The organism is Chryseobacterium sp. 27AL (genome assembly GCF_057815395.1).
In genome coordinates this window covers 41,449-66,282 of record NZ_JBYRIW010000015.1, presented here as the reverse complement: position 1 = coordinate 66,282, position 24,834 = coordinate 41,449, and the positions used below count along the sequence as shown (strand labels likewise).

Sequence of the window (24,834 nt, the reverse complement as noted above, 5' to 3'; positions counted from 1 at the left end):
ATAAAGCCAAGAAAGAACTTATTGAGATTCTTAAATATTGGATAGAAAAAATAAATCTAATGTATTTAGTATCAAGCTTAATAACTTAATTTCAGAGCAGTTAAAATTAATTTCAGAATTTCCTGAGTCAGGAAAAAGAACTGATATACCTAGTGTTAGCCTGAAGATCATCCATAAATATCTTCTTTATTATGAAATGGATAATGATACGATTTATATTTTAACAATTCGGCATGGAAGTAAAAATCCGGAAACATTAAAACTAAAATAATTAAATATTAGAATTAAGTCCTCACTATAAAACAGTGAGGATTTTTACTTTTACAAAGCCCCGAAAAATTGTATTTTTGTTCAAACTATTAGATTTTATGGAATTTTTAGACAGATACCAGCAGATTGTTGCGGATGCTATTGCCAAGTATACCTTTAAAGATAAACCTGCAGAGTTGTACGAACCGATGAATTACATTATTTCACACGGCGGAAAGCGTCTTCGTCCGATCATGGTACTGATGGCCTGTGACCTGTTCGGGGGTAATTTAAAAGAAGCCATCAAACCTGCTTTGGCAATCGAATTTTTCCATAATTTCACCCTGATCCATGACGATATTATGGATGAAGCGCCCTTGAGAAGAAATAAACCTACGATTCACACTTTGCACGGAATCAATGTCGGAATTCTTTCCGGAGACGGTCTGATGCTGAAAGCATATAAGTTTTTTGAAGATCTGGAGCCTGAAATTTTTAAAGCCTGCATCAGAATATTTACCCATACAGGTTTGCTTTTATGTGAAGGACAGCAATATGACATCAATTTTGAAACCCAGGAAAATGTTACTTTTGATGATTATATCAGAATGATTACTTACAAAACAGGTGTGTTGAGCGCTTCATCATTTGAAATAGGTGCATTGATCGCGAAAGCAAATTTCAAAGATGCAAAATCCATTTTTAATTTTGGAAAACATATCGGAATTGCCTTCCAGATTATGGATGATTATCTCGATGTATTCGGTGATCAGGCGCAGTTTGGTAAAAAACATGCCGGAGATATTTATGAAAATAAAAAAACTGTTCTTTATCTGATGGCAAGAGAACACGCCACCGAGGAAGAAAGAAAAGAGCTGGATTACTGGTATTCTAAAAAAACCGACAATATCGATAAGGTATATGGAGTAGAAAAGATTTTCAGAAGAACAAAAGTGGATGAAAAAGCTTTACGGTTAATTGAAAAGCATAATGAAATCGGACAAAGTTACCTTCAGAAAATTGATATTCCTGAAGAGAAGAAAAAGCCATTTACCGAATTGGCAAATTATTTATTAAGAAGAGAAAGTTAATGTACTGATTTGAAATGTATCAATCTGAGAATTCTAAATTGTTTCATTTCAAATTATCAAATGAGGTTAATGAAATTCAGAACAGAAGTTGAAATTAAAGAATCACAGAAGAAGATTGGTCTTGAAGATAAAATATTTTCAATAGGATCATGCTTTGCCTCTGAAATGGCTGACCTTTTTCATCAGGGGCAGCTTCAGGCATTGAATAACCCTTTTGGGACTATTTTCAACCCATTTTCAATTGCTAATTCTGTAAAGAGGCTTCACGATGCTGAATTTTATCATGAAGAGGAATTAATCACCTTTAACGATGAATTTATTTCTCTGGATCACCATACGGGTTTTGATAAACGGTATATCCATCAGACCTTGGCAAAAATCAATGCTAAAATTGAGGAAGGAAATTCCTTTCTTCAGGAAACGGATTGGGTGATCATTACGTATGGAACGTCATTTATATACGAATTTATTCCTAAGCAGAAGCTTGTCGCCAACTGTCACAAGATTCCGCAGAAATTCTTTGAAAAAAGATTGCTGAGCCATCAGGAAATAACTGATTCAATTTATAATACGGTAATCAATCTGAACGATATCTGTAAAGACAATGTTCAGATTCTTTTCACCGTTTCTCCTGTTCGCCATACAAAAGATGGAATGGTTGAAAATCAGCTGAGTAAGTCAAAATTGATTACTGCAGTACATGAAGCGATCCTGCAATTTAACAACTGCCATTATCTTCCTGTATACGAGATTTTAATGGACGATCTCAGGGATTACCGTTTTTATAAAGAAGATATGATTCATCCTAATAGTCAGGCGGTTAATTATATTTTCGAGAAATTTGGGAATGCTTATTTTTCTGACGAAACCAAAGATTTTATTAAAGAAAACTTTAAAATTAATAAAGCCTTGGAGCACAGGACAGAAGATGAAAAAGACCCTAAATACATTGAGTTTAAAGAAAAATTAAACCAAAAAATTGAAATTCAGCGACAAAAAGTAAAGCATAAAATCTTTCAAAATGATTGATTTTACCAAGATTGATTATCTGAAATCAGGAAATGAAAGACAAAAAAGGGCCTATCAGGTTCTTTCAAAACATTATCTCTTTGAAAAATTAAAAAATTATTCTCCTGTTTTAGCCGGGACCATTCCTATCGAAATTGATATTGAAGGCAGTGACCTTGATATCATCTGTGAAGTTGATCTTAAATGTAAAGAAGATTTTTTGAATGATATATTGAATTGTATTCCTCACGATGCGGAAATTGAAGTAGCATATCCTGTTATGGATGATGAAAAAAGTATTACTGTAAATTTTGTATTGGAAGAATTTGCTGTCGAAATTTTCGGTCAAAATAAGCCTGCAAAAGACCAGAACGCCTATCGGCACATGCTTGCAGAATACAGAATATTACAGAAAAAAGGAGATGATTTTAAACAGCAGATCATAGAGCTGAAAAAGCAGGGAATAAAAACAGAACCTGCTTTCGGAATGTTGCTTAAACTTGAAAACCCTTACGAAGAGTTATTAAAATTGTAAAAAAAATGATTGATACACATACACATTTATACGCAGAAGAATTTGATGAAGACAGAAAAGAAGTGATTCAAAGGGCGATTGATAAAGGGATTACCAAATTTTATCTTCCCGCTATCGATTCAGAGTCGCATGAAAAAATGCTTCAGCTGGAAGCTGATTACCCAAACCATATTTTCTCTATGATGGGCTTGCATCCTTGTTATGTAAAGCCTGAGACCTGGGAAAAAGAACTTGAAATTGTAAAGAATTATCTTGATAAAAGAGAGTTTCCGGCAATCGGGGAAATCGGAATAGATTTGTATTGGGATAAAACAACACTCGATATCCAGGTGAAAGCTTTCGAGCAGCAGATTGACTGGGCCATTGAAAAAGACCTTCCGATTGTGATTCATACAAGAGAAAGTTTTGGCGACACCTTTGAAGTGCTTGAAAGAAAAAAACATCCAAAACTGAGAGGAATATTTCACTGTTTTTCAGGAAATCTGGAGCAGGCAAAGCATGCCATAGATCTGAATTTTATTTTAGGAATCGGTGGAGTGGTAACCTTTAAAAATGGTAAAATCGATCAGTTCCTGAGCGAAATTCCTTTAGATAAAATCGTCCTGGAAACCGATTCTCCTTATTTAGCTCCTGTTCCGTACCGGGGAAAACGAAACGAAAGTTCTTACCTTGATTTGGTTGCCGGAAAGCTGGTGGATATTTATAAAACTGATTTTTCGGAAATTAACAGGATTACGACTGAGAATGCAAAGAAATTATTTAAATATTAATAGGAATGGGCTTCAGCCCGTTTTTTTTAATCGGAAATATCAGATGGGCTTTGGCCAAAACATAAAAAGCCTTCCAAATGGGAAGGCTTTGCATTATTTCTTTCTCGTGAAATTCTTGTTCTTAGGCTTTTTAAAACCGACATTGGCAGATGTACCATCAGGTTTCTTTTTGTTATTGTTTGGCCTCGAATTGTTAGGTCTTGAGGATTTTGGTCTTTCTCCACCCACTGCCATTGGCTTGTTGTTGGAATCCCTTTTCTGAACCACAAGATCATCAGTATGAAAAGGATGATCCTTAATGACAGGAATCTTTTTACCAATCAGTTTTTCAGTGCTTTTCAGGTTGAGCAAATCCAATCCGTCTACGAATGAAATTGAGGTTCCCTCGGCGCCGGCTCTTCCTGTTCTTCCGATCCTGTGAACGTAGGTTTCCGAAACGTCGGAAAGCTCAAAATTAATGACATATTTAAGCTCATCAATATCAATTCCCCGCGCGGCAATATCTGTGGCCACCAACACTCTGGTTTTACCGGATTTGAAGTTATTTAAAGCATTCTGACGTGCATTCTGCGATTTATTTCCATGAATGGCTTCTGTCGTAATGTGGTCTTTCTGAAGTTTTCTGGCAATCTTGTCAGCCCCGTGCTTCGTTCTGGAAAAAACAAGCACAGAACCCGAAATATCATTCTTTAAAATATGCGTTAAAAGATTCAGTTTATTCTCTTTTTCCACAAAATAAACCGATTGCTTTATCGTATCTGCCGTTGATGAAACAGGCGTTACCTCCACCTTTACAGGATTGTTAAGAATAGAATCTGCAAGTTTCTGGATTTCTGCCGGCATGGTTGCCGAGAAAAATAACGTCTGTCTTTTTTGCGGCAATAATTTAATGATTCTCTTTACATCATGCACAAAGCCCATGTCAAGCATCCTGTCGGCTTCGTCCAGTACAAAGATCTCGAGATTTTTAAGGCTGATGATTCCCTGGGAAATAAAATCCAGTAATCTTCCCGGTGTCGCTACGAGGATATCAACGCCTTTTCTCAAGGCAGTTTCCTGGTTTCCCTGCTTTACCCCTCCGAAAATAACGAGATGTTTTAATGGTAAATATTTCCCGTAAGCTTTAATGTTTTCCTCAATCTGAATTGCCAGCTCTCTTGTCGGCGTTAAGATCAAGGCTTTAATATGTTTGTTTGGAAATTTATTCTGAGTGAGATTCTGAAGGATAGGAATGGCAAAGGCTGCCGTTTTTCCTGTTCCTGTCTGTGCGCATCCAAGGAAATCTCTTCCTCTCGTAATTTCCGGAATCGATTTTTCCTGAATTGGGGTAGGGTTGGTATATCCTTGTTCCTGAATTGCTTTGGCAATAGGCTCTATTAAGTTTAAATCTGTAAAATTCAAATGAATTGTTTTTATAATTACAACAAAAATTCCTTCATTTTGAAGGAATTATATTTTGCAAAGGTAGTTTAAATATTTTTAAGTAGATTAGTTCACTTTGGTCCACTGCTGATTCTTTCTCAAATCCTCAAAAAACGTATACAGTTCCGAAAGTTTTTCACTTCCACGCTTACCATAATCTTCAACATGTTTTGTAGTTCTATCTGCGAATTGAATTCTTAAATGCGAAGAAGGCAGGTCAGTTACATTTTTTTCTCCGTAATTATCCTTCAGGTTCTTTACATCCAGTCCGTCGAGTAATGCGATGAGTTTATTATAATCTTCTTCTTTAATAGTTCCTTTAAAAGTTCCCTCACGAGGCTTAGAAAATTCGTCTTTTGAAGGCCTGTCACTGAAATTAAAATGCTCTGCCTCAAAAACTGCGGTCCTGTCTGGATTAATGGTCATTTTAAAAACCGGGCAAAATCCGAAACAAGGGGTAGCTTCATATTCAATTTTAGAATATTTTGAATTTATTTTCTGTGAATTACATGAAAATAAAAAGATGAAGGCACACAGACCAAGTAAATATTTCATTGTTTAAAATTTGGATTGAATTCTTCAATAATTGTTCCAAAATTATTTAAATCTGTATCCTACGCCGGCCTGTAGAAAACCAACCTTTGTCGTGAAATCGCCTTTATTAATTTCAAAAAAATTAAAATTATATCGGGCATCTACAAAAAACTTATCATTGATCTTATATTCTGCGCCAAGGAAAGGGAAGAGGTTAACGCTTTTAATACCTTCATAATTATGAGAGGTGCTTCCATTTACCACTTCTTTTGTTTTTACCTTCTCAGAAACATTGAAAGCAACATTCATCCCGGCAGAAACCGAGAAATCAGGAATAAAATAATATTTTGCAGAAACAGGAACCTGAATTTGGGTCAACTGATAATTAAATTTAAGGCTTCTTCCGGTCTCTATAACACCGGTATCTGTAAAGTCGATGATCGGTAACTGCTCTGTACCGCCAATCTGTGTGTAAAGCACCTCAGCCTGAATTCCGAATTTTGAAGATATGGGCTGTTCGCCAACCAAACCTGCATAAAAATATGATTTTGAATCTAGCTTTTCATCAAAAAACTTCATGGCCGATAAAGAATAGCCGGCTTTTACACCAAATTTAAAATCGGAATCAGAAGATGCAGAATCCTGAGTCTGAGCATTAATAAATCCCATAATAGTGATCGCTACAGCTGAAAAAATGTTTTTTGTCATGGTTATTTTAAAATTATTTAATTCTCTAACGTAAGAATTATAAATAAATTGTGTTGAATGTTTTTTTAGATGTTCCTATCCGTGCAATTGTTTCCAAATGGCATCCTTAAGTTCAGTAAGACCTTCACCGGTAACTCCTGAGAAAAACAACGGCTGTTTGTTTTCAGGAAATTCCGCAGCGATCTCCTTTTTCAGCTCGTCATCCAGAAGATCTGATTTTGAAATAGAAACAATGAAATCTTTATCCAGTAATTCAGGATTGTATTCTTTCAGTTCATTTTCCAGAATTTTAAACTCCTGAAAATGATCTTCAGAATCGGCCGGGATTAAAAATAATAAAATTGAATTTCTTTCGATATGTCTTAAAAATCGGTGTCCTAAGCCTTTTCCTTCCGCCGCTCCTTCAATAATTCCAGGAATATCAGCCATTACAAAAGATTTATAATTTCTGTAATCGACAATTCCTAAATTCGGTGTTAAAGTTGTAAAGGCGTAATCTGCAATTTTAGGTTTTGCTGCAGAAACTGAGGCCAGCAGCGTAGATTTTCCGGCGTTCGGAAATCCTACAAGGCCAACATCTGCAAGAATTTTAAGCTCGAAAGTTACGTAACCTTCCTGGCCTTCCATTCCTGGCTGTGCATATCTTGGGGTCTGGTTGGTAGAAGACTTGAAATGCTCATTTCCAAGTCCGCCTTTTCCGCCTTCCATCAGGATGATTTCCTGTCCGTCTTCCAGAATTTCACCAATGATTTCACCGTCTTCGTTCTTCGCAATTGTTCCAATCGGAACTTCTATATAAACATCTGCACCGTAAGCCCCTGTAAGCTGGTTTTTACCGCCATTTTCACCACGTTCCGCTTTTACGTGACGGGTATAACGGAGGGGAAGTAAAGTCCATTCATTGGCATTTCCTTTCATGATAACGTGGCCTCCGCGACCACCGTCACCTCCATCAGGACCACCTTTAGGAATATATTTTTCACGGCGAAGATGCGCAGAACCTGCACCTCCATGGCCGCTTTTACAATGAATCTTTACGTAATCTACAAAATTTGACATAATTTTAATTCAAGGTTAATGTTTAAGGTTCAAAGTTTTAACCTTGAATTTGGAACTTTGAACCTTGAATCAAAAATTTTTATTTTTGAACCTTTTCTACTTCAGCAAAAAGTTTTTCTGAAATCTCGTCGATATCTCCGACACCGTTGATCTCTACATATTTGCCCTGTTGCTTGTACAATTCGGCAACTTCTGCTGTTTTTGCGTAGTATTCTTTTATTCTGTTTTCAATGATCTCTACATTGCTGTCATCAGATCTTCCGCTGATTTCCCCTCTTTTCAAAAGTCTTTCAACTAAAATCTTGTCTTCAACGACTAATGAAAGGCAGATATCGATCTGATCATTCAGTTCTTCCTTTACAATTTTTTCCAACGCTTCTGTCTGAACGGCAGTTCTCGGATAGCCATCGAAAATAAATCCTGCTGCATCAGTCGGTTTTCTGATCTCGTCTACCAACATATCTGTTGTCACTTGATCCGGCACCAGTTCACCTTTGTCAATATAAGATTTAGCCAATTTTCCAAGCTCCGTATCATTTTTCATATTGAATCTGAAAAGGTCGCCTGTTGAGATCTGCTTTAAATTGAATTTCTTAATCAGGTTCTGAGCCTGAGTTCCTTTTCCACTTCCCGGAGGGCCGAACAGAACAATGTTTATCATAATGTTGTTTTGCTTTTGGCAATTGGCGAATGGCTTCTTGCTTTTAGCTTTGTTTAGTTAATATTTTACTTTTTATTTCGATTTAATATTTAAAGCTAAAAGCCAGTAGCTAATAGCTATCAGCAATCTAATGATTGATTTGTCCTTCTTCCAGTTGATACAGATTCGGCAGGTTTCTTCCTAATTCATCATAATCCAGTCCGTAGCCGAGAACAAATTTGTTTGGAATTTCTTTTCCGATATAATCCAGTTTGAAATCCTTCTTATAGACTTCAGGTTTCAGAAGGAAAGAAGCCAGTTTTACGGATTTCGGACGTTGGGTTTCTTTGAAATATTTAAAAAGACTTTCCACCGTATTTCCAGTATCCACAATATCTTCCACGAGGATGATATGACGGTCTTTCACGTCTTTCGTCAGTTCCATTTTCTGGTAAACGATCCCTGTTGATTCTGTTCCTACATAAGAACTCATCTGGATAAAAGCAATCTCGCACGGACCCGGATAATGCTTCAGCAGATCCGAAAAGAACATGATAACCCCATTCAAAACTCCGATGAAAACAGGAACTTCATCCTTGTAATCTTCATAAATTTTTAAAGCCGTCGCTTTTACAATTTCCTGAATTTCGGCGTCCTTCAGATAAGGAACGAAAGTTTTGTCGTGAACTTTAATACTTTCCATAAAAATTTTAGTAGTGTGCAAAGTTAAGGATTTTTGATGAAAGTATTTTATGAGTTTAAAGAGGATATCTTTTGGGATAAAATGAATTTTCTGTATTATGAAATGAAGTAAAGAATATAATCCAAAAAGTAACTTGTCGTAAATTCTATTGAAAATTGTTTGAATTTATAAATCCTCCCGAATTCCTTTTATTGTTCTTTTTCATTCTTATTGCATTTTAAGATTATTGAACGAAGATAGAATGAAATTTCCCATTTTCAATCACTCGTGAAAACTATGATGGTATTTGACGCGTTTTGACGGGATTTGACGTATTTTAAAGGTACTTTCTTCGGGTCTTCTTCGGATCACCTTCGGGTCAGCTTCGGAAAAACGGTGCTTTTTCCGAAGAGCTTCCGAAGAACTCCCGAAGGATTGTCGAAGAAATCTGATCATCTTTTCGAAAATTTCATACATTTTTAGGTCTGATTTTATTTGATTGGCTTTGCGGTATTCTTTTATTCGATTAATTTCTTTTAATCTACTAAAAGTACTTAATCTGTGGATAGTCAGGATCGAAGTTCAGAAAATAAAATTGAGGTTGTTGAAGAAGGGAAGATTTATGTCTGATCAATGGATGAAAAAGGAAGGATTTGTCAAAAGTCGCACAATTTTAAGAACTTGGACATGCTGATGAGAGATGAAGAATAATAAGAATTTCAAACTAATACTACAAATTTTGATGTTTTTTGAGATTATTTTTGTAAAAAATTAAAAACTAATTAACAGATGAAAACAATCTTTCCGGGCATTTTTAATGTATCTACTATAAAATGTGTCTACTATAATTGGTACCTATCTTCTTACAAAATAATCTAACAGAAATAGTATCAAGACTTCGACAGGTTTTTCCTTATAAAAATTAGTCATCTATAATACCAAGCATAATTACAGCTAAATCCAAAATATCTGGAAAATTACACTATGTTTTAAAACCATGAATAATATATTGACATTGATAACAATTCGTCATACACGTCTATCTAACTGAAAAGTACACTCAAAATAACATAACCCAAACAAAATTACAAATGGCAGAAAATGAAATCACTGCAGATTCGATTGCAGAGAACACCCCGACCCAAACACTTTTTAGATTTGTGAGCTTACGAAGTCCTCAGCTTTCTGATGAAAAAGATCAGGATAAGAGATTTATTCTTTTCCCTGAAGCGATGAAAGCGGATACTGTTTTTTATAAGCCGGTAACTGAAGGTACTGGATCTAAGCAAAAACTCCTACGTGAGAGCGCGAGGCTTTTAAAACAAATGCAGACCGAATTAAGAATTTAAATGATTTTAAAACCGAATTTAATGAGTTCTATATGTTTGCTTCCTGGCTTGCCGTAAATAAGACGACTTGTACTTATGAAGAATTTCAAGCCAAAAAAACGGAGATACTGCCTCCGGTCTATCCGACTCCTGAACTTAATGTTTTATGGAATAACTTAATTTATCAGGTCGTTACACAAGAAAATTTCTATCTGAAGGAGATACTTTTACAAATGCTTTTGGCACTACATACTCTTGCTGTTACAGATGAGAACGATGTTTTGCTGGCTCTTGCAGCGAAAGTTGTTCTTCCAAAAGAACTGATATTGAATGATAATAACATAACAGCTATAACTTCCAGTTCTAAAGCGCTGTCTAGTGAGATTATGCAAACCCTTCCTACTGATGATATGAAAAAACAACAGGAAATTTCTGCTGCAAAAGCAAAACTCAGCAGAATTGAACTGTTGAACAGGAATCTTTCTGTGATTATGAAGCAATACAAAAAGGATTATGAAACAGAATTTAAGATCCAGAATCAAGCACATCAGGAGAGGGTAATTCCGCTTCTTGAAGAATATGAGGAAGCTGTTGCCGAAGCTAAACAAAAATATTGCAGCACCCGTCCACCAGGAACAGAATATAACCCTGAAGATCCATGTCAGCAGCTTCCAATAGTTCCTTTTCCAAGACTGCCGCAGTTTGAGTTCAACTTTAGGGATGAGATAAGCGCAGAATCGTTGGTAACAGAACTAAAACCGGAAAATTTAGAAGCTTTACTCGATGTATTAGGATATAAGTTTGACCCTGAAAGAGAGCTGTCTTCACGGTCGGTAGAAGAAAGTATTAGTGATCTTGAATCTGTTTTAGAAGGGAGGAATACATTTGAAGAAATCAGCACTGCAGTTGATAAAAATGTAGAAGAGTTGAATAATCTGATCGTTCAGAACTTTCAGGGAAATGAAGAAGTTTATAAAAGTATAGGAGGTATTCTTATTCCTGCATCAAAGACTGTTTCGGTTCCTTTTACTTTCCAGATTTGTCCGAATTTCATATACAAAGCATACACTCTTAATTTGGCTCTGAATGTACCGGATTCCTCGTGGGATGTAAATTTATTATCTTATGCCCTTACTCCCAATGGAATATCATCCTCAATTGACGGGGTTTATTTTGTAAAAACCAGAACAGGGAATACTGTTTTCTTAAATGATTTGTACAAACCTGGTTTGGATTTTTACACTATTCAGAATTCCACATTAAGGGTTAAAGTGTTATTTACCAATGGCAGGGTTGCCGAGTTTACCGTTCCTGGGATTACAGCAAGGGCATGCAGCTCGGGAGACTTTGTCCTTAAGGTGGAAGAAGGAGAATCTCCTGTAATCATTGAAGATGAGAATAACTTTATTCCTTCCGGATTTGGCTTTAAAAACATCGGTATTGCAGATTATCTAAAGGTTGAGCAAAGTACCCATGCATACGTTGAAGGAGAGGTAGCCCACATAGAAAATGTAATGGCAAGAGAATACCGCGAAAAATCTACCAGAAGATTGAGAAGAAGCGAAAATACTACGACCACATCTTCTGATACGGAAAGAGAGCAGCTTACGGATACCACTACGGCCAATCGTTTTGAAATGCAGAATGAGATTTCGAAGATGATGCAGGAGGCTTCCGATAATAGTACACAATTTGGTGTAAATGCTGGCTATAGTAAGGGAGGCTTTTATGCTAATGCAAGTTTAGGTTTAAGTAATGCTCATCATTCCTCAAAAGAAGAAAGTACTAGGCAGGCAACAACCCAGGCACAGGATATTACCTCCAGAGCAATGGATAGAATTGTTTCCAAAGTTCATGAGGAAAGAATTGAAAAAATTATTGATGAATTGAAGAAAACAATTCTCATGGTTTAGATAACAGGAAAGGAGATAAACATGTCGTAGGTGTCTATAGATGGGTTGATAAATTAATGAAGAACCAGATCTATAACTATGGCAAAAGAATGATGTTTGAATTTATGATTCCTGAGCCTGCAAAGCTTCATTTGCTGGGAATGAAAGAAGTGAAAGATCCTGATCAGATGGATTTAATAAAGCCTGTAGATCCAAGAGCTGAAGGTGGTATGCAAATCAGTGATTACAGTGCTTTGAGCAATGAGATAAAATTAAAATACTGGCTGGGTAAGTACAATGCTGAGATTGATGAAAAGCCAAGAGAACTTTTTTCTGTTACCAAAGCTTTTACAGGTAGGGACTCTGCGTTTACCGGTAAAGATGACGGAAAAATTCAAGTAGTAAATGGCAACGGTGAAGTTATTATTCCGGAAGGATATGTGGCTACTAGTGTTGAGTACGTATTTAATACCTGGCCTCATGGTTTTAATGGGAATCATGCTGCTTTTATGTCTATAGCAGGTAAAAGCTCATCATGGATTATGGGTACCGGAAATACCCAGATAGACGGTACCATTGATGGATTGAATGTAAAGGATAAGCTGGAATTTTCCTTTGCAACCGGAGAAAGCCCGATTATACAAGGGGCTTTAAATATCACCTGTGAACTTACTGTGGAAGCCAGAAATGCATGGCTGCAAAAGACGTTCAATGCTATTATTAATGCCTATGAAGATGCGCTTATTGCCTATAACAATGCTAAAGCAGAAGCAGATAATAAAGCTGTAGTCATAAAAGATTCAAATCCTGATTTTTACAGACAGATTGAAAATACAATTTTACGTAAAAACTGTATCTCCTACATGTCAGACAGAACAGCAGATTCTACCCGTGGATATGGCTTGTCCGGATTAACACAAGGCAATTCATTTAGTGATTATGAAACCGTTCTTTCATCAAAGCTGGATCAATATACCGCTTTTGTCAAGTTTATGGAGCAGGCCTTTGAATGGGATAATCTTTCTTACTACCTGTATCCTTATTACTGGGGAAATAAGCAAAACTGGATAGATTTATATCAATCGGAAAATACAGACCCACTATTCAGAAGCTTCCTGCAAAGCGGTATGGCACGGGTGATTGTGACGGTGCGTCCTGGCTTCGAAGATGCAGTCCAATTTTATCTGGCAACCGGTAAAATCTGGAATGGCGGTGAGGTTCCTGTTATTGGAGATGAACTTTATTTATCGATCGTGGATGAAATGAAACAGCCAAAAGGAGAAAAACAAGGAAAAGCCTGGCTAACGAGACTTCCTACGACATTAAATATCCTTCAGGCAGAAAGCGTTGGGCTAAAAGTGGCGCACGCTTTACCGTTTACCACAGAAAATCCTGATGACTTTGAAGTACCGTCTGAAGTAATTACTTCGGAGAAATTCAATTTTATAAAGAATGATAACCTTTTAGGTATTCAGCCTGGTGAAGAAGAAAAAATCATTACGGGAGACTGGCTTTAAGAAAACTATTAATTAAAAAACAAAATTATGCCCAATATAGGAAAAATTATAAGAGTAAATGCTTTGCCACCAATAGGAGAAAGAGAGACCAATGTTATTTACCAGGTAGCGGCTCCCGGCTCTCCATCTTACACAGATTATGCTGTTGACGAAAGTGGTGATTTAAAGACCCATGCTGTTGTGAACGGAACTATTCCCCTGGAATTAGCCGATAATCATGTTAGTATTACAAATGCAGATCTTTTAGCAGAAGGAATAGCAAGTCAGGCTGAGTACAATCTCAACACTAGGGAAAGATTAGCCGAAAAAGTAACGATTCCGCTGACGGATGGAAATGCTCAGGATTATCCTAAAATTATAGGGATGAATAATAACGGAGAAGTGGCAAAACTTCCTGCAGGTGATTTGGGAAAAAATATGATGAATGCAAACCTGTCAAATAGTTCAGCAAGAAGCCATACCCTTAATGCTTCATTTTCGATCAATACTTTAGGAAATCCTTATGTATTATCCGGGTTGCCGAATAAAAATTCTGATACTGCTAATTTTCAAAAAGTTGTAGTTCAAAATACAAGTGGGCTAAATGCTGTGATAGACAGCAAAAATCTACTCTTGGAAATGCCAAACCAATTGACAGAAGCCGAAAGAGCAGTATGGAAAACTAAAATGAATGGCGGCTGGAGTACCGGAACCATGAGTGTAGCTATAATATCACCACCAGTTGTGGATAAAACAGATCAGTCTTTCTGGATCAATCTGAAAGGAGCAAATTTAAATCTCCCTTCTACCAGTTTCAAAATTGAGTTATGTACCCATGATAGTGTTTCTGCCGATACTGCTACTGTCGTTAAAGAAATACCGGGTGGGCAGGTTCAGCTCTATACCAATGGTATTGATCTGACATTTTATTATAACTTTAAAAATATTCCGGTGGGGCAGTACAAAATAAGGTTATGGAACGGTGTTGCATGGTATTTAACAAGTTTTACTATCAATGTAGTAAATCAGATTCAGCGAATAGCGTTAAATAACATTATCTGGCAAAAGAAAATATACAATGATGCCGCATCACCTGCCATCATACAGTCCGGGTCATCGGTAAGTTATAATTCCGACAGCACGGTAAAAACTCCGGCCGATGACTCTTCTTTTATTGCGGCCAGGATGACCGGCGAGTTGATTGGTGCAGATGAAGATTTTTACATGAACGTTGAAATTACAGGTAAAACAGCGACTATTAATGGAGGCAACGGAGGTATGACTCATTTTGTCGGGTTAGTGAATCCGGCGAATACTGTAGCACTTGTAAACCAGACCGTTGTTAACGTAAGGCTGGTACAATCATACTGGTATCCTATGGTTAAAATATTTGCTGATAATTCGGCAGAAGTCGTACCTACCAATGATCCGACTTATGCCCTTAATGCAGTGTTTATAAGACGTGGTGGAAACTGGACTATTATAGTAAATTTCAATAATAAAACGGTTATGCATACTAAAACAGGCTATACAGGCCCGGTTGCTTTTGGAATGTATAATATGAATACACTGGGAAATACCGGCGTAATCGCCAATATCGTTGAAATATATAAACTATAATATATACCAAACTTTGAGATAAAGTCAATATTTAAAAAGGCAGAGCCTAAAAAACGCTGCCTTTTTATTTTAGATGTAACAGACAGCTAACTAAAAAAAGATTTTATGGGAAATATTTTAGATGGCATTGATGATTTTGACGAAGAAAGCAAACGAATGCTTCGTGGAAGTCGTATCATCCAATTTGCAGAACTCGAAAAAGGAATTTCTGGAAATGCTAAAGACCCTTTTGAAGGAATAAGAACCAATAAAACATTTGCTGAAATTTCTAATGAGATTGCATTAAGTACACCTTTTGGGAAAGAAAGTGCGTTCTATAGAGAATTAAGAGAAATAATAACAGGTCAAATACCGAAACTGTAAGCTATGGGGTATTGGAAATATGAAATCGTACATGATTACAATGCTACGAAACTCATCAAAGAATTCAGGGAAGAAAATTTGAAACTCAAAAATTCAATAGGAACCGAAGATGATGAGATCGACTTTATCATGTATGCAGAAAAAGACGATCACAGCATTAGTCTGGGGAAAGTGTTGCTCATAAAGATGAGCGATGCAATGGTGAAGTACCATCATGAGTATAAAGGCACGGAGGATCTGTCGGAATATTGGGCGAAATATATTTATGAGCAATGCAAAAACAACAAAACATTCTGGTTTACAGAAGATGAAATTGCGAGTGCTTTTTTAGATTCTGTAAAACGGCATACAAAATTAATTTCAAATGTTTCGGCTTTAGATGTCGAAATCTTTATCAAGAAAATAACAGAAGGTATTTCGGATTCTTTCCGTAAGGATGAGCGGTTTTCCAGGGAGCAGTGGGATCCTACTCTGAAATCTGATGACTATCTATTTGCAGAACCAGAAAAAGCGATTAATTACTTTATACAAAAATGTGATTCTTTAAAGAAAACGCTCAAAAAAGTCAAAGATCAATTAGAAATTTTGAAGTCTTTTACAATCTTGGGTAAGGATGTTAAAATACAAACTCTGGACGATATCATAAAAGGAATTGATGAGCAAATAAAAAGCGTTGAAGAATTTAAAAAATTGCTAATTGAAAAAAGGAATGATATTAAGCTGACAATCCCTTTCCTTTGTGGAGTATGGAATGGTTTGGTAGAATTTGTTGCCGGATTTTTAGATATTGCTTTACTAGCGATTAATATTACTGTTAGCGATCTGACGGGAGGAGAAACTAATCTGGAATTTTTAGAAATAAGAGAAGGTGTGGAAGAAGCTTTAGGAGCTGTTCTTAAAGACCCTACCAAAGTTTTTAAAGATGCAATAGAAGGCATTAAAAATTATAAAAATTCCCGTTACGACGATCCTAAATTAAATGAATACCAAATACAACATAATGAAGGAGAGGACCTTATTTTGACAATAGATATTATTGTTACTATTGTTACAATTATAAAGGGTATTGCAAAGCTTGCCCAACTTTTATCTAATTTTACGAAGTGGATTGATGATGTTTTGGCGAGAGGAGGAAAAGGGGCTCTAAAAGTTGAAGAAGTTTTGCAAGAAGCAAAAAGGACAAAGAAACTAATTGGAATAGTTGAATATGAAATACTTAATCCTAATTTGCTCAGAAAATACATTGATGATGCTATTAAAATTTGTAAAGAAAGAGGAATTAATCTTGAAATAAAAATGATAGATAGTACACATCCTCGCTTTAATGAACCAGACTATTTAGGAGGATTTAGAATCACAAATGAAAAAAATAAGGTAATTTTAAGTTTAAGACCAGAATGTCCAAAGATAACCTGGCATCATGAGAGAAAACATTTGGAAGATTTTTTAGAACTAGGCTGGAAAAGATACAGTAACATTTCTAAAACAACTCCTTGGAAACACGAAGAATCGGTTTGGAATTATATTCTTAAAAACAGAAACAAATGGAGTGAACCTGAATTGGTAGATGCGTATTTGTATTATCAAGACTATGTAAGAAGAAAAACTTTAAACAAAATAAAAATTGAAATTAAAGAAATGGAAGATTTAGGAAAGAAATTAGGTTTAATAAAATAATTTTAAAAATGAAATTAACAGAAGATCAAGTAAAAGAAATAACAGCAAAAGTTCATAAAGATTTAAATTTAACACACAGCAATAAGTATCCAATTGAATTTATCTACATTTATAAGAATGATGAGCATAACAGATTTGGGATTGACTATTGGTCGACGGGCTATGACTACCGAGACCCGGAAGCAGTTGGAGATGAGATTAACTATGGAGAATTTCCAGAGTATATAATTTCTATAGATGATGAAAAAGGTGAAGCCTTTGCGTATCATTATTACACAGGACATATTCGAATAAAGCTTAACGAAAAAGGAAATTATGAAGTTGTAGGAAAATTGTATGATTACAGTAAACTTGGTAAATAGTTCCAAACTCCGAAGTTAAAAGACTTCGGAGTTTTTGTTTAGAAAACTTTTGCCCAACTTTTATCTAATTTTACGAAGTGGATTAATGATGTTTTGGCGAGAGGAGGAAAGGGTGCAAGGAGAGTTGAAATTGCACTACTAAGAAGAGGAAAATATTTGGGGCAGATTCTTAATGAAGCAGATTTTATAAAGATAGAAAGTGATCTGAAACAGTTAAAAGTAGAATTGCAAATTGGAAAAGGAGCCGGAGCTTTTGAAGTAGAAGGTTTTTTTCTTAAATCTGGATATCCATTAATATTAGATACTCATAATGCGGCAATGTTCGTTACAGATGGGGTGAAAATGAAATTGATTTTGCGTGAAAATGCTACAATTTACGAAACATTACATGAATTAATGCATATGCGAGATTGCCAGAAGATAGGGATGAAAGAATTTATGGATACATCTCCGGTAAAGCGGGAAAAATTTGTGTATGATAAAATGATAGAACACTATAAGTATTTGAATAGAGAAGAATTAAAGCACGCTGAATGGTATATTAATGAAAAGTATAGACAATTTGGAGTAACAGATAATGCGGGAAATCCTATTAAAGAAAATTTACCATTTGATTTAAAAGATATTTCAAAGAAAAGACAGGGAGTTGATATTAATGTAATTTTAAATTTAAAGTAAATGATAACAAAAGAAAAAGCATTAGAAAATGTAAAAGAATATCTTAAAGAAAGAAAAAGAAACTTTAAAAATATCAATGAAAACTTAGATGAAATTTTCTTTGATATTGCTAGAGAAATACCATATCCATACAGTAAATACTACGAACAAAAAAGGGATATTTATACTATAGCATATTATTGTGAAGGTTATTACGAAGATGAATCTCTTTTTGTAATAGTTGATGCAGAAACGGGAGAAGTCTTATTTACTATGACAGAACACGGTTATGTCGAAGACTGGGAAGAGTAAATCATTCATTTTTAATATATCACTTCGGACTTTTTAATTTCGGAGTTTTTTATACGGGCCATATTTGTATTAAACTCAATGAAAAAAGCAATTATGAAGTTGCAGGGAAATTATACGATTACAAGGAAAAGTAATAAAATTTATAAGTCTTTGAAGCCTTTCATTTCAGAGATTTTGTTTAGCCAACTTGTATCCAATTTTACAAAGTAGGAATTGGAATAGTTGAATATGAAATACTTAATCCTAATTTGCTCAGAAAATACATTGATGATGCTATTAAAATTTGTAAAGAAAGAGGTATTAATCTTGAAATAAAAATGATAGATAGTACACATCCTCGCTTTAATGAATCAGACTATTTAGGAGGATTTAGAATCACAAATGAAAAAAATAAGGTAAAATTTTCCTCAGTGTTTACAACGCCGGATTGGGAAAGACTTCCATTTGATGATACTGGAATTGTTTCAATGAATAAATCAATTTAATTCGATTTTTCTTTCCAACCACATGATTTCCACCCATCCCAAAAATAAAATCCACTACAAATTTGCGCACCCAATTTTTTAAAAGTAATTTTGCATGAATCTAAAATAAAAGTAAAATATGTCAACTTACGTAGTTGTAGGTCTTCAGTATGGAGATGAAGGTAAAGGAAAAATCACAGATGTTTTATCGGCGAAATCGGATTACGTTGTACGTTTCCAGGGTGGAGACAACGCCGGTCATACCGTGTATGTAGGCGATGAAAAATTTGTATTACACCTTCTTCCATCGGGAGTTCTTCAGTGCAAAGGGAAATGTATCATTGCCAACGGAGTAGTGGTAAATCCCAAATCTTTCATTAAGGAGGTGAATCAGATCGAAAGCAAAGGCCTTAGAACTGATCATATTTTCATCAGCAGAAGAGCGCATGTGATCATGCCTTATCACATTCTTTTGGATACTTACCGTGAAGAAGAGCACGGAGGAACGCAGATCGGGACCACCAAAAAAGGAATCGGGCCGTGCTACGAAGATAAGATTGCAAGAGTGGGAATCAGAATGGTAGACCTTCTGAACCCTGAAATTTTAAGAGAAAAAATTGAGAAAAACTTAAAAATTAAGAATTCTCTTTTTGAAAAATATTACGGAAAACCAACTTTGGACGTTGAAGAAATCTACAACGAATATTTAGAGATCGGAAAACAACTTCAGGACAGAATCGTTGATACGGAGCTGGAGTTAAACGAAGCCATCCACGAAGGTAAAAACGTATTGTTTGAAGGAGCGCAGGCCTTGATGCTTGATATCGACTTCGGAACATATCCTTACGTAACTTCATCTTCTCCTTCAACCGGAGGAGTTTGTACGGGAGCAGGAGTTCCGCCGACTTCCCTTCAAAATCTGATCGGTGTGGCTAAAGCATACTGTACGAGAGTAGGAAATGGTCCTTTTCCATCAGAATTGGATAACGAGTTAGGGGAAAAAATCAGACAGATTGGTCATGAGTTTGGTGCGACGACAGGCAGACCGAGAAGAACAGGCTGGTTGGATTTAGTTTCTTTAAAACATGCCTGTATGATCAATGGAATCAATAATTTGGTTATTACTAAATTAGACGTTCTTACGGGAATTGATACCATTAAAATCGCTACACATTATAAAACGGAAGACGGAAAAATCATCGATTATTTCACTTCTTCTACAACAAAATTATACGACTACGAAGCAATCTACGAAGAGCTTCCAGGTTGGACAGAAGATATCACAAAAGCAAGAACTTATGACGAACTTCCTGCCAATGCACAGAAATACATCGAGTTCATTGAAAACTATTTAGGTATCAATGTTTATCTGGTTTCTGTAGGTCCTGAAAGAAGTCAGAACATCATCAGAAAAGAATTATTCTAAAATAAGTTTCTTCTCACCATATAAAGACTGTCTCCGGACGGTCTTTTTTTATTAAATACAATCCGTTGAAAATCAACTGAGTAATAATATATTCCTTGGACAGTTATTATTTACAGCATAGTTAAATTTTATTATTGATATATAAATTTTAATAATGATGGTTATTTAATAAGTAAATGGCAGAAATTTTGATGTTAAATTAATAACCATGGATTAAAGGTGATAACCTGATAATCTCAATTTAACAATTTAAATATCATTAAGGATGAAACACATGCATCAGAATCAGGAATTTCGTTTCAACGAAGTCCTATTTGAGCACCGAAACAAAGAATACGGTGCCTATGTCTTAAGAAATGAATCAGACAGAATTTTAACAAAAGCACTTTTTATTGGAGTGAGTTTACTTGCTGCAATATCTATTACTCCTGTAGTCATCAATGCTTTCAAGACTCCTGAAATAATAGATGCAGGAGGATATGAATTACCACCACCAATTATTATTAATGATTATGAGCCGACACCTCCAGTAACTGTAGTTCCTCCAAAATCTACTTTGCCACCTAAGGTAAAAACTGAAGATACTACTGTTCCTGAGCCTAGAGCTATAGTAAAAGCCGAAAAGAAAATTGAAAAAATTGAAGGTGCAGTTGCTGGTTTAAGAAATAACTCAGAAGGACAAGTAGCTCCTCCAAATACCTATATTCCTCCGACAGCAAATACAGGAAGTGGACCGGTTATTTCAACTCCTCCGCCAACAATTCTGGTAGAAAAAACAGACCCTACTAAAATCGTTGATGGGAAAGATCTAGGCGTTGAGGCCAATTTCAATGGTGGGATTGAATCATTCAGAAATAAAGTGATGAACAATTTTGATGGATCAGGATTTGAATCTGATGGCGTTATGAGAACTACAGTTACTTTCATTGTGGAAATTGATGGAACAATATCAAACATAAAAGCTAATGGAGCAGATGTGGATTTTAATAATGAAGCAATTAGAACGATAAAAACTATTTCAGCGAAAGGAAAATGGATTCCTGGGAAAAATAAAAAAGGAGAATCTGTAAGAAGTTACTTTAAATTCCCGATTTCCATGAAGTTCGATAATTAAAAATAAAAACAGATCTTGAACAGTTATCCACAAATAATTTTTTTTGTGGATAATTTTTTTTAGTGTTAAAAGGCTTATTAACAATATTTTAACTCATTTTTCGTTTTATCGGTTCATCAATAGCAAGGAAAAATGTGTATTTTTGAAACTTAAAGTTCTAATAATGGCAAAAATCATAGGTATCGCTAATCAGAAAGGAGGCGTTGGAAAAACAACAACAGCTGTTAATTTAGCTGCGGCATTAGGGGTATTGGAAAAGAAAATATTAATTATTGATGCTGATCCTCAGGCTAATGCAACTTCCGGTTTAGGAGTAGATGATGTTCAGTATTCTACATACAATCTCTTGGAGCACAGTGTTGAAACAAAAAAATGTATCAAGCAGACGGCGACTCCCAATCTTGATATCGTACCTTCTCATATCGATCTTGTAGCAGCAGAAATCGAGCTGGTTGACAAGGAAGACAGAGAGTACATGCTCAAAAAAGCATTGCAAAGCGTGAGGGATGAATATGATTATATCATCATCGACTGTGCGCCGAGCTTAGGTTTAATTACCGTTAATGCCCTTACCGCTGCAGATTCTGTCATCATTCCGATCCAATGCGAGTACTTCGCCCTGGAAGGACTTGGAAAGCTTTTAAATACCATTAAAAATGTACAGAAAATCCACAATAAAGATCTTGATATTGAAGGTTTGCTGCTTACGATGTACGACAGCAGGCTTAGACTTTCTAATCAGGTAGTGGAGGAAGTCAATGCACATTTCCCTGAAATGGTCTTTGAAACGATTATCAGCAGAAATGTACGGTTGAGCGAAGCGCCAAGTTTCGGAGAAAGCATTCTGAACTACGATGCCGAAAGTAAAGGAGCGGTTCAGTACATTCAGCTGGCAGAAGAAGTTTTGCTTAAAAATGAAAAATTAGTAAAGAATTAAAAGCAATAGCCATAAGCTAAACGCTAGAAAAATATGAAGGATAAAAAAAGAGCGATGGGACGTGGTTTGGGCGCTATTCTAAGTGCCGAATCCAAAGCAACAATTAATTCTGCTACCGATGAAGGAGCAGACAAGTTTGTAGGGAATATCGTAGAAATTTCGATCGAAGATATTTATCCAAACGCCACCCAGCCACGAACTTATTTTGACGAAAAAGCATTAAATGAGCTTGCACAATCCATTAAAAACTTAGGGGTAATACAACCGATTACGCTGAGAAAAGATGGTGAAAAGTTTGAAATTATATCAGGGGAAAGACGTTACAGAGCCAGTAAAATAGCCGGCCTTGAGACAATTCCTGCCTATATCCGTCTGGTAAATGATCAGGAGCTGCTTGAAATGGCTCTTGTTGAAAATATTCAGCGAGAAGATCTTGACGCGATTGAAATTGCCCTCACCTATCAGCGATTGATGGATGAGATCGGCCTTACTCAGGAAAATCTAAGTCAGCGGGTAGGAAAAGACAGAAGTACGATTACCAATTCAATCAGATTGTTGAGATTGAATCCCGATATTCAAAATGCGATCAGAAGCGGAGAAATTTCTGCAGGACACGGGAGAGCAATCATCAGTCTTGAAAATGAAGAGCATCAGCAGATTCTGTTTGATCTTATTATTAAGGAAAAACTTAATGTTCGCCAGGCAGAGCAGGCGGCAACCGCTTTAAAAAATCCGAAATCTCCTGCTGCAAAAAGAGCAAAGGCAGAGCTTTCCAACAATTATAAGAGAGCCCAGAAAACGATCGCAGATATACTGGACGTAAAAGTAGAAATCAAAACCTCCGGAAACGGTAAAAAAGGTAAAATTGTTCTCGACTTCAAAAATGAAGATGAGCTGGAATATATTTTATCTCATATTAAATAAATGAAAAAATTCCTTTTCACATTTTTTCTGTGTCTTTCCGTAATTGCCTTTTCTCAGGTAAATCCCAATGACACGATCCGGGTAGAATATCATCCGAAGGACAGGGTGTCGGTAGAAAACAACAATACGAAAACGGCAGATAATGTTGTGTCAGATCTTGAAAAAGCAAACGGCCCGACCAATCAGACATTCAAGCTTAATCCTACAAAAGCAGGACTTTATTCTGCTGTTTTTCCGGGATTAGGACAGTTTTACAATAAAAAATACTGGAAAGTTCCCATCGTATGGGGAGCTGTCGGTGCAGGTGTAGGTATCGCCGTCTGGAATGATAATCAATACAGAAAATACAGGGAATATTATATTGCCAAACTTAATGGAACTCCCAACCAGTTTGTCGACGAACATCCGTGGCTGGATAAAGTCGCTTTAGGAAATGCGCAGGACAGAGCCAAAAGACAAAGGGATTATGCCATCGCTATTACCGGATTGATCTATATTCTGAATATTGTAGATGCGGTTGTAGACGCCCATCTTTACGAAAGTCGGCACGATCCGGATCTCTCATTCAGTCCCGCGGTTATTCAGGATCATTATGGAATAACTCCTCCGAAAACAGGAATCAGTTTAAGTTATAAATTTTAATAAAAATATAAAACTGCTTTAGTACGCCTTTGCTGAGTGAAACGCCTTTGCAAACGAAAATATGAATAACGATTTTGAACAAAAACTTTGCGATCTTTGCGTTAAAATATAGCAGACAAACAATAAAATATGAAAATAGCACTTGTTGGATACGGCAAAATGGGCAAAATAATTGATGAAATTGCCACTAAAAGAGGTCACGAAGTAGTTGCCAGACTGAAAGAAACTCCAACTGCTGAAAATCTAAACAATCCGGATGTAGTGATTGAATTTTCTTTGCCGGAAGTGGCTTATGAAAACATCAAAGCTTGTCTTGTAAATAGAATTCCGGTCATCTGCGGAACAACAGGCTGGCTCGAAAAAAAGCCTGAAATTGAACATCTTGCGGTTGCAAATGAGACGGCTTTTTTATATGGTTCCAACTTCAGTTTAGGCGTTAATTTATTCTTTGCTTTAAATGAAAAGCTTGCTGATTTAATGAAAAACGTCGATGAATACTCTTGTCAGTTGGAGGAAATTCATCATATCCATAAAAAAGATGCGCCAAGCGGTACTGCAATTTCCATTGCAGAAGGTATTTTTAAAAACAATCCGAAATTTGATTCGTGGAAACTGGAAGAAACTCAGGGCAACCAATTGGGTATTTTTGCTATTCGTGAAGATGAGGTTCCGGGCACACACAGTGTTTTCTACAGAAGTGAAGTTGATGAAATTGAGATCAAGCATACGGCTTTCAACAGAAACGGTTTTGCTTTGGGAGCAGTAGTTGCAGCAGAATGGATTAAAGATAAAAAAGGAAATTTCACAATGAAGGATGTTTTGGGACTTTAATTGTAACAAAATTCCTACATTGCGGACTAATTAGTAGTAATGACCAGCAATAAAAATTACTCATTGCCCATTACTCATTACTTATATTATA

The 24,834-nt window shown here is 35.9% G+C and carries 27 protein-coding genes; 21 read left to right on the top strand and 6 right to left on the bottom strand.

Going from position 1 to position 24,834, the window contains the following annotated elements; genetic code table 11:
* Positions 1 to 37: 37 nt before the first annotated feature.
* The 5 genes from AC3WV0_RS16185 (at position 38) to AC3WV0_RS16165 (ending at position 3,653) form a co-directional block, all read left to right on the top strand.
* Positions 38 to 271, top strand: a complete 234-nt coding sequence (locus AC3WV0_RS16185; protein WP_488847115.1) for a type II toxin-antitoxin system RelE/ParE family toxin — start codon at positions 38 to 40, stop codon at positions 269 to 271.
* Positions 272 to 368: 97 nt separating this feature from the next.
* Positions 369 to 1,340: a polyprenyl synthetase family protein gene (locus AC3WV0_RS16180; RefSeq protein WP_488847114.1), complete on the top strand. Its 972-nt coding sequence runs from the start codon at positions 369 to 371 to the stop codon at positions 1,338 to 1,340.
* Positions 1,341 to 1,409: 69 nt separating this feature from the next.
* Entirely contained in the window at positions 1,410 to 2,369 is a 960-nt protein-coding gene (locus AC3WV0_RS16175; RefSeq protein WP_488847113.1) for a GSCFA domain-containing protein, read from the top strand.
* A complete protein-coding gene (locus AC3WV0_RS16170; protein WP_488847112.1) occupies positions 2,362 to 2,883 on the top strand; it encodes a DUF4269 domain-containing protein in 522 nt (173 codons plus the stop codon). Before AC3WV0_RS16175 ends, AC3WV0_RS16170 begins: the two co-directional genes overlap by 8 nt.
* 5 nt (positions 2,884 to 2,888) lie before the next feature.
* Positions 2,889 to 3,653: a TatD family hydrolase gene (locus tag AC3WV0_RS16165; RefSeq protein ID WP_488847111.1), complete on the top strand. Its 765-nt coding sequence runs from the start codon at positions 2,889 to 2,891 to the stop codon at positions 3,651 to 3,653.
* Positions 3,654 to 3,746: 93 nt separating this feature from the next.
* On the opposite strand, the gene AC3WV0_RS16160 is transcribed toward AC3WV0_RS16165, so the two are convergent.
* The 6 genes from AC3WV0_RS16160 to AC3WV0_RS16135 all read right to left on the bottom strand — a co-directional run bounded on the left by AC3WV0_RS16160 (position 3,747) and on the right by AC3WV0_RS16135 (position 8,719).
* Positions 3,747 to 5,054 (bottom strand): DEAD/DEAH box helicase, encoded by a 1,308-nt coding sequence (locus AC3WV0_RS16160; protein WP_488847110.1) that lies wholly within the window; start codon positions 5,052 to 5,054, stop codon positions 3,747 to 3,749.
* An 87-nt stretch (positions 5,055 to 5,141) separates the two neighbouring features.
* On the bottom strand, positions 5,142 to 5,630 hold the full coding sequence (locus AC3WV0_RS16155; RefSeq protein ID WP_488847109.1) for a DUF6438 domain-containing protein: 489 nt from the start codon (positions 5,628 to 5,630) through the stop codon (positions 5,142 to 5,144).
* Between the two features lie 42 nt (positions 5,631 to 5,672).
* Positions 5,673 to 6,317: a porin family protein gene (locus AC3WV0_RS16150; protein ID WP_488847108.1), complete on the bottom strand. Its 645-nt coding sequence runs from the start codon at positions 6,315 to 6,317 to the stop codon at positions 5,673 to 5,675.
* A 75-nt stretch (positions 6,318 to 6,392) separates the two neighbouring features.
* Entirely contained in the window at positions 6,393 to 7,376 is a 984-nt protein-coding gene (obgE, locus tag AC3WV0_RS16145; RefSeq protein WP_089999625.1) for a GTPase ObgE, read from the bottom strand.
* A 79-nt stretch (positions 7,377 to 7,455) separates the two neighbouring features.
* Entirely contained in the window at positions 7,456 to 8,037 is a 582-nt protein-coding gene (locus tag AC3WV0_RS16140) for an adenylate kinase (RefSeq protein ID WP_488847107.1), read from the bottom strand.
* Between the two features lie 127 nt (positions 8,038 to 8,164).
* Complete coding sequence (locus tag AC3WV0_RS16135) at positions 8,165 to 8,719, bottom strand: phosphoribosyltransferase (protein WP_089999623.1); 555 nt, start codon at positions 8,717 to 8,719, stop codon at positions 8,165 to 8,167.
* Positions 8,720 to 9,789: 1,070 nt separating this feature from the next.
* On the opposite strand from AC3WV0_RS16135, the gene AC3WV0_RS16130 reads away from it, so the two are divergent.
* From AC3WV0_RS16130 to dapB, 16 genes are all read left to right on the top strand, one after another.
* Positions 9,790 to 10,047, top strand: coding sequence for a hypothetical protein (locus tag AC3WV0_RS16130; RefSeq protein ID WP_488847106.1), 258 nt, complete (start codon positions 9,790 to 9,792; stop codon positions 10,045 to 10,047).
* A gap of 32 nt (positions 10,048 to 10,079) precedes the next feature.
* Complete coding sequence (locus AC3WV0_RS16125; protein WP_488847105.1) at positions 10,080 to 11,939, top strand: hypothetical protein; 1,860 nt, start codon at positions 10,080 to 10,082, stop codon at positions 11,937 to 11,939.
* Positions 11,940 to 11,995: 56 nt separating this feature from the next.
* Positions 11,996 to 13,435, top strand: a complete 1,440-nt coding sequence (locus AC3WV0_RS16120; protein WP_488847104.1) for a hypothetical protein — start codon at positions 11,996 to 11,998, stop codon at positions 13,433 to 13,435.
* A gap of 27 nt (positions 13,436 to 13,462) precedes the next feature.
* On the top strand, positions 13,463 to 15,034 hold the full coding sequence (locus tag AC3WV0_RS16115) for a hypothetical protein (RefSeq protein WP_488847103.1): 1,572 nt from the start codon (positions 13,463 to 13,465) through the stop codon (positions 15,032 to 15,034).
* Between the two features lie 105 nt (positions 15,035 to 15,139).
* A complete protein-coding gene (locus AC3WV0_RS16110; protein WP_488847102.1) occupies positions 15,140 to 15,397 on the top strand; it encodes a hypothetical protein in 258 nt (85 codons plus the stop codon).
* 3 nt (positions 15,398 to 15,400) lie between these two features.
* Positions 15,401 to 17,074, top strand: a complete 1,674-nt coding sequence (locus AC3WV0_RS16105; protein WP_488847101.1) for a hypothetical protein — start codon at positions 15,401 to 15,403, stop codon at positions 17,072 to 17,074.
* An 8-nt stretch (positions 17,075 to 17,082) separates the two neighbouring features.
* The gene (locus tag AC3WV0_RS16100; protein WP_488847100.1) at positions 17,083 to 17,436 is read left to right on the top strand and encodes a hypothetical protein; all 354 of its coding nucleotides are present in this window, start codon (positions 17,083 to 17,085) and stop codon (positions 17,434 to 17,436) included.
* Positions 17,437 to 17,529: 93 nt separating this feature from the next.
* The gene (locus AC3WV0_RS16095) at positions 17,530 to 18,114 is read left to right on the top strand and encodes a zincin-like metallopeptidase toxin domain-containing protein (protein ID WP_488847099.1); all 585 of its coding nucleotides are present in this window, start codon (positions 17,530 to 17,532) and stop codon (positions 18,112 to 18,114) included.
* Positions 18,115 to 18,405, top strand: coding sequence for a hypothetical protein (locus AC3WV0_RS16090; RefSeq protein ID WP_449386733.1), 291 nt, complete (start codon positions 18,115 to 18,117; stop codon positions 18,403 to 18,405).
* Positions 18,406 to 18,653: 248 nt separating this feature from the next.
* Positions 18,654 to 18,890 carry a hypothetical protein gene (locus tag AC3WV0_RS16085; RefSeq protein WP_488847098.1) on the top strand — a complete coding sequence of 79 codons (237 nt, stop codon included), beginning with the start codon at positions 18,654 to 18,656 and terminating at the stop codon, positions 18,888 to 18,890.
* Positions 18,891 to 19,008: 118 nt separating this feature from the next.
* The gene (locus tag AC3WV0_RS16080) at positions 19,009 to 20,295 is read left to right on the top strand and encodes an adenylosuccinate synthase (protein WP_089999603.1); all 1,287 of its coding nucleotides are present in this window, start codon (positions 19,009 to 19,011) and stop codon (positions 20,293 to 20,295) included.
* 265 nt (positions 20,296 to 20,560) lie between these two features.
* A complete protein-coding gene (locus AC3WV0_RS16075; RefSeq protein ID WP_488847097.1) occupies positions 20,561 to 21,409 on the top strand; it encodes an energy transducer TonB in 849 nt (282 codons plus the stop codon).
* A 163-nt stretch (positions 21,410 to 21,572) separates the two neighbouring features.
* Complete coding sequence (locus tag AC3WV0_RS16070; protein WP_089999600.1) at positions 21,573 to 22,346, top strand: ParA family protein; 774 nt, start codon at positions 21,573 to 21,575, stop codon at positions 22,344 to 22,346.
* A 33-nt stretch (positions 22,347 to 22,379) separates the two neighbouring features.
* Complete coding sequence (locus tag AC3WV0_RS16065; protein ID WP_488847096.1) at positions 22,380 to 23,270, top strand: ParB/RepB/Spo0J family partition protein; 891 nt, start codon at positions 22,380 to 22,382, stop codon at positions 23,268 to 23,270.
* Positions 23,271 to 23,912 carry a DUF5683 domain-containing protein gene (locus AC3WV0_RS16060; RefSeq protein WP_488847095.1) on the top strand — a complete coding sequence of 214 codons (642 nt, stop codon included), beginning with the start codon at positions 23,271 to 23,273 and terminating at the stop codon, positions 23,910 to 23,912.
* A gap of 129 nt (positions 23,913 to 24,041) precedes the next feature.
* Complete coding sequence (gene dapB / locus AC3WV0_RS16055) at positions 24,042 to 24,743, top strand: 4-hydroxy-tetrahydrodipicolinate reductase (RefSeq protein ID WP_488847094.1); 702 nt, start codon at positions 24,042 to 24,044, stop codon at positions 24,741 to 24,743.
* Positions 24,744 to 24,834 lie beyond the last annotated feature (91 nt).

Coding starts and splice junctions, on each gene's coding strand:
- AC3WV0_RS16180 (WP_488847114.1), top strand. CDS start 369: ATGGAATTTTTAGACAGATACCAGCAGATTGTTGCGGATGCTATTGCC.
- AC3WV0_RS16175 (WP_488847113.1), top strand. CDS start 1,410: ATGAAATTCAGAACAGAAGTTGAAATTAAAGAATCACAGAAGAAGATT.
- AC3WV0_RS16170 (WP_488847112.1), top strand. CDS start 2,362: ATGATTGATTTTACCAAGATTGATTATCTGAAATCAGGAAATGAAAGA.
- AC3WV0_RS16165 (WP_488847111.1), top strand. CDS start 2,889: ATGATTGATACACATACACATTTATACGCAGAAGAATTTGATGAAGAC.
- AC3WV0_RS16155 (WP_488847109.1), bottom strand. CDS start 5,630: ATGAAATATTTACTTGGTCTGTGTGCCTTCATCTTTTTATTTTCATGT.
- AC3WV0_RS16150 (WP_488847108.1), bottom strand. CDS start 6,317: ATGACAAAAAACATTTTTTCAGCTGTAGCGATCACTATTATGGGATTT.
- obgE (WP_089999625.1), bottom strand. CDS start 7,376: ATGTCAAATTTTGTAGATTACGTAAAGATTCATTGTAAAAGCGGCCAT.
- AC3WV0_RS16140 (WP_488847107.1), bottom strand. CDS start 8,037: ATGATAAACATTGTTCTGTTCGGCCCTCCGGGAAGTGGAAAAGGAACT.
- AC3WV0_RS16135 (WP_089999623.1), bottom strand. CDS start 8,719: ATGGAAAGTATTAAAGTTCACGACAAAACTTTCGTTCCTTATCTGAAG.
- AC3WV0_RS16130 (WP_488847106.1), top strand. CDS start 9,790: ATGGCAGAAAATGAAATCACTGCAGATTCGATTGCAGAGAACACCCCG.
- AC3WV0_RS16125 (WP_488847105.1), top strand. CDS start 10,080: ATGTTTGCTTCCTGGCTTGCCGTAAATAAGACGACTTGTACTTATGAA.
- AC3WV0_RS16120 (WP_488847104.1), top strand. CDS start 11,996: ATGAAGAACCAGATCTATAACTATGGCAAAAGAATGATGTTTGAATTT.
- AC3WV0_RS16115 (WP_488847103.1), top strand. CDS start 13,463: ATGCCCAATATAGGAAAAATTATAAGAGTAAATGCTTTGCCACCAATA.
- AC3WV0_RS16110 (WP_488847102.1), top strand. CDS start 15,140: ATGGGAAATATTTTAGATGGCATTGATGATTTTGACGAAGAAAGCAAA.
- AC3WV0_RS16105 (WP_488847101.1), top strand. CDS start 15,401: ATGGGGTATTGGAAATATGAAATCGTACATGATTACAATGCTACGAAA.
- AC3WV0_RS16100 (WP_488847100.1), top strand. CDS start 17,083: ATGAAATTAACAGAAGATCAAGTAAAAGAAATAACAGCAAAAGTTCAT.
- AC3WV0_RS16090 (WP_449386733.1), top strand. CDS start 18,115: ATGATAACAAAAGAAAAAGCATTAGAAAATGTAAAAGAATATCTTAAA.
- AC3WV0_RS16080 (WP_089999603.1), top strand. CDS start 19,009: ATGTCAACTTACGTAGTTGTAGGTCTTCAGTATGGAGATGAAGGTAAA.
- AC3WV0_RS16075 (WP_488847097.1), top strand. CDS start 20,561: ATGAAACACATGCATCAGAATCAGGAATTTCGTTTCAACGAAGTCCTA.
- AC3WV0_RS16070 (WP_089999600.1), top strand. CDS start 21,573: ATGGCAAAAATCATAGGTATCGCTAATCAGAAAGGAGGCGTTGGAAAA.
- AC3WV0_RS16065 (WP_488847096.1), top strand. CDS start 22,380: ATGAAGGATAAAAAAAGAGCGATGGGACGTGGTTTGGGCGCTATTCTA.
- AC3WV0_RS16060 (WP_488847095.1), top strand. CDS start 23,271: ATGAAAAAATTCCTTTTCACATTTTTTCTGTGTCTTTCCGTAATTGCC.
- dapB (WP_488847094.1), top strand. CDS start 24,042: ATGAAAATAGCACTTGTTGGATACGGCAAAATGGGCAAAATAATTGAT.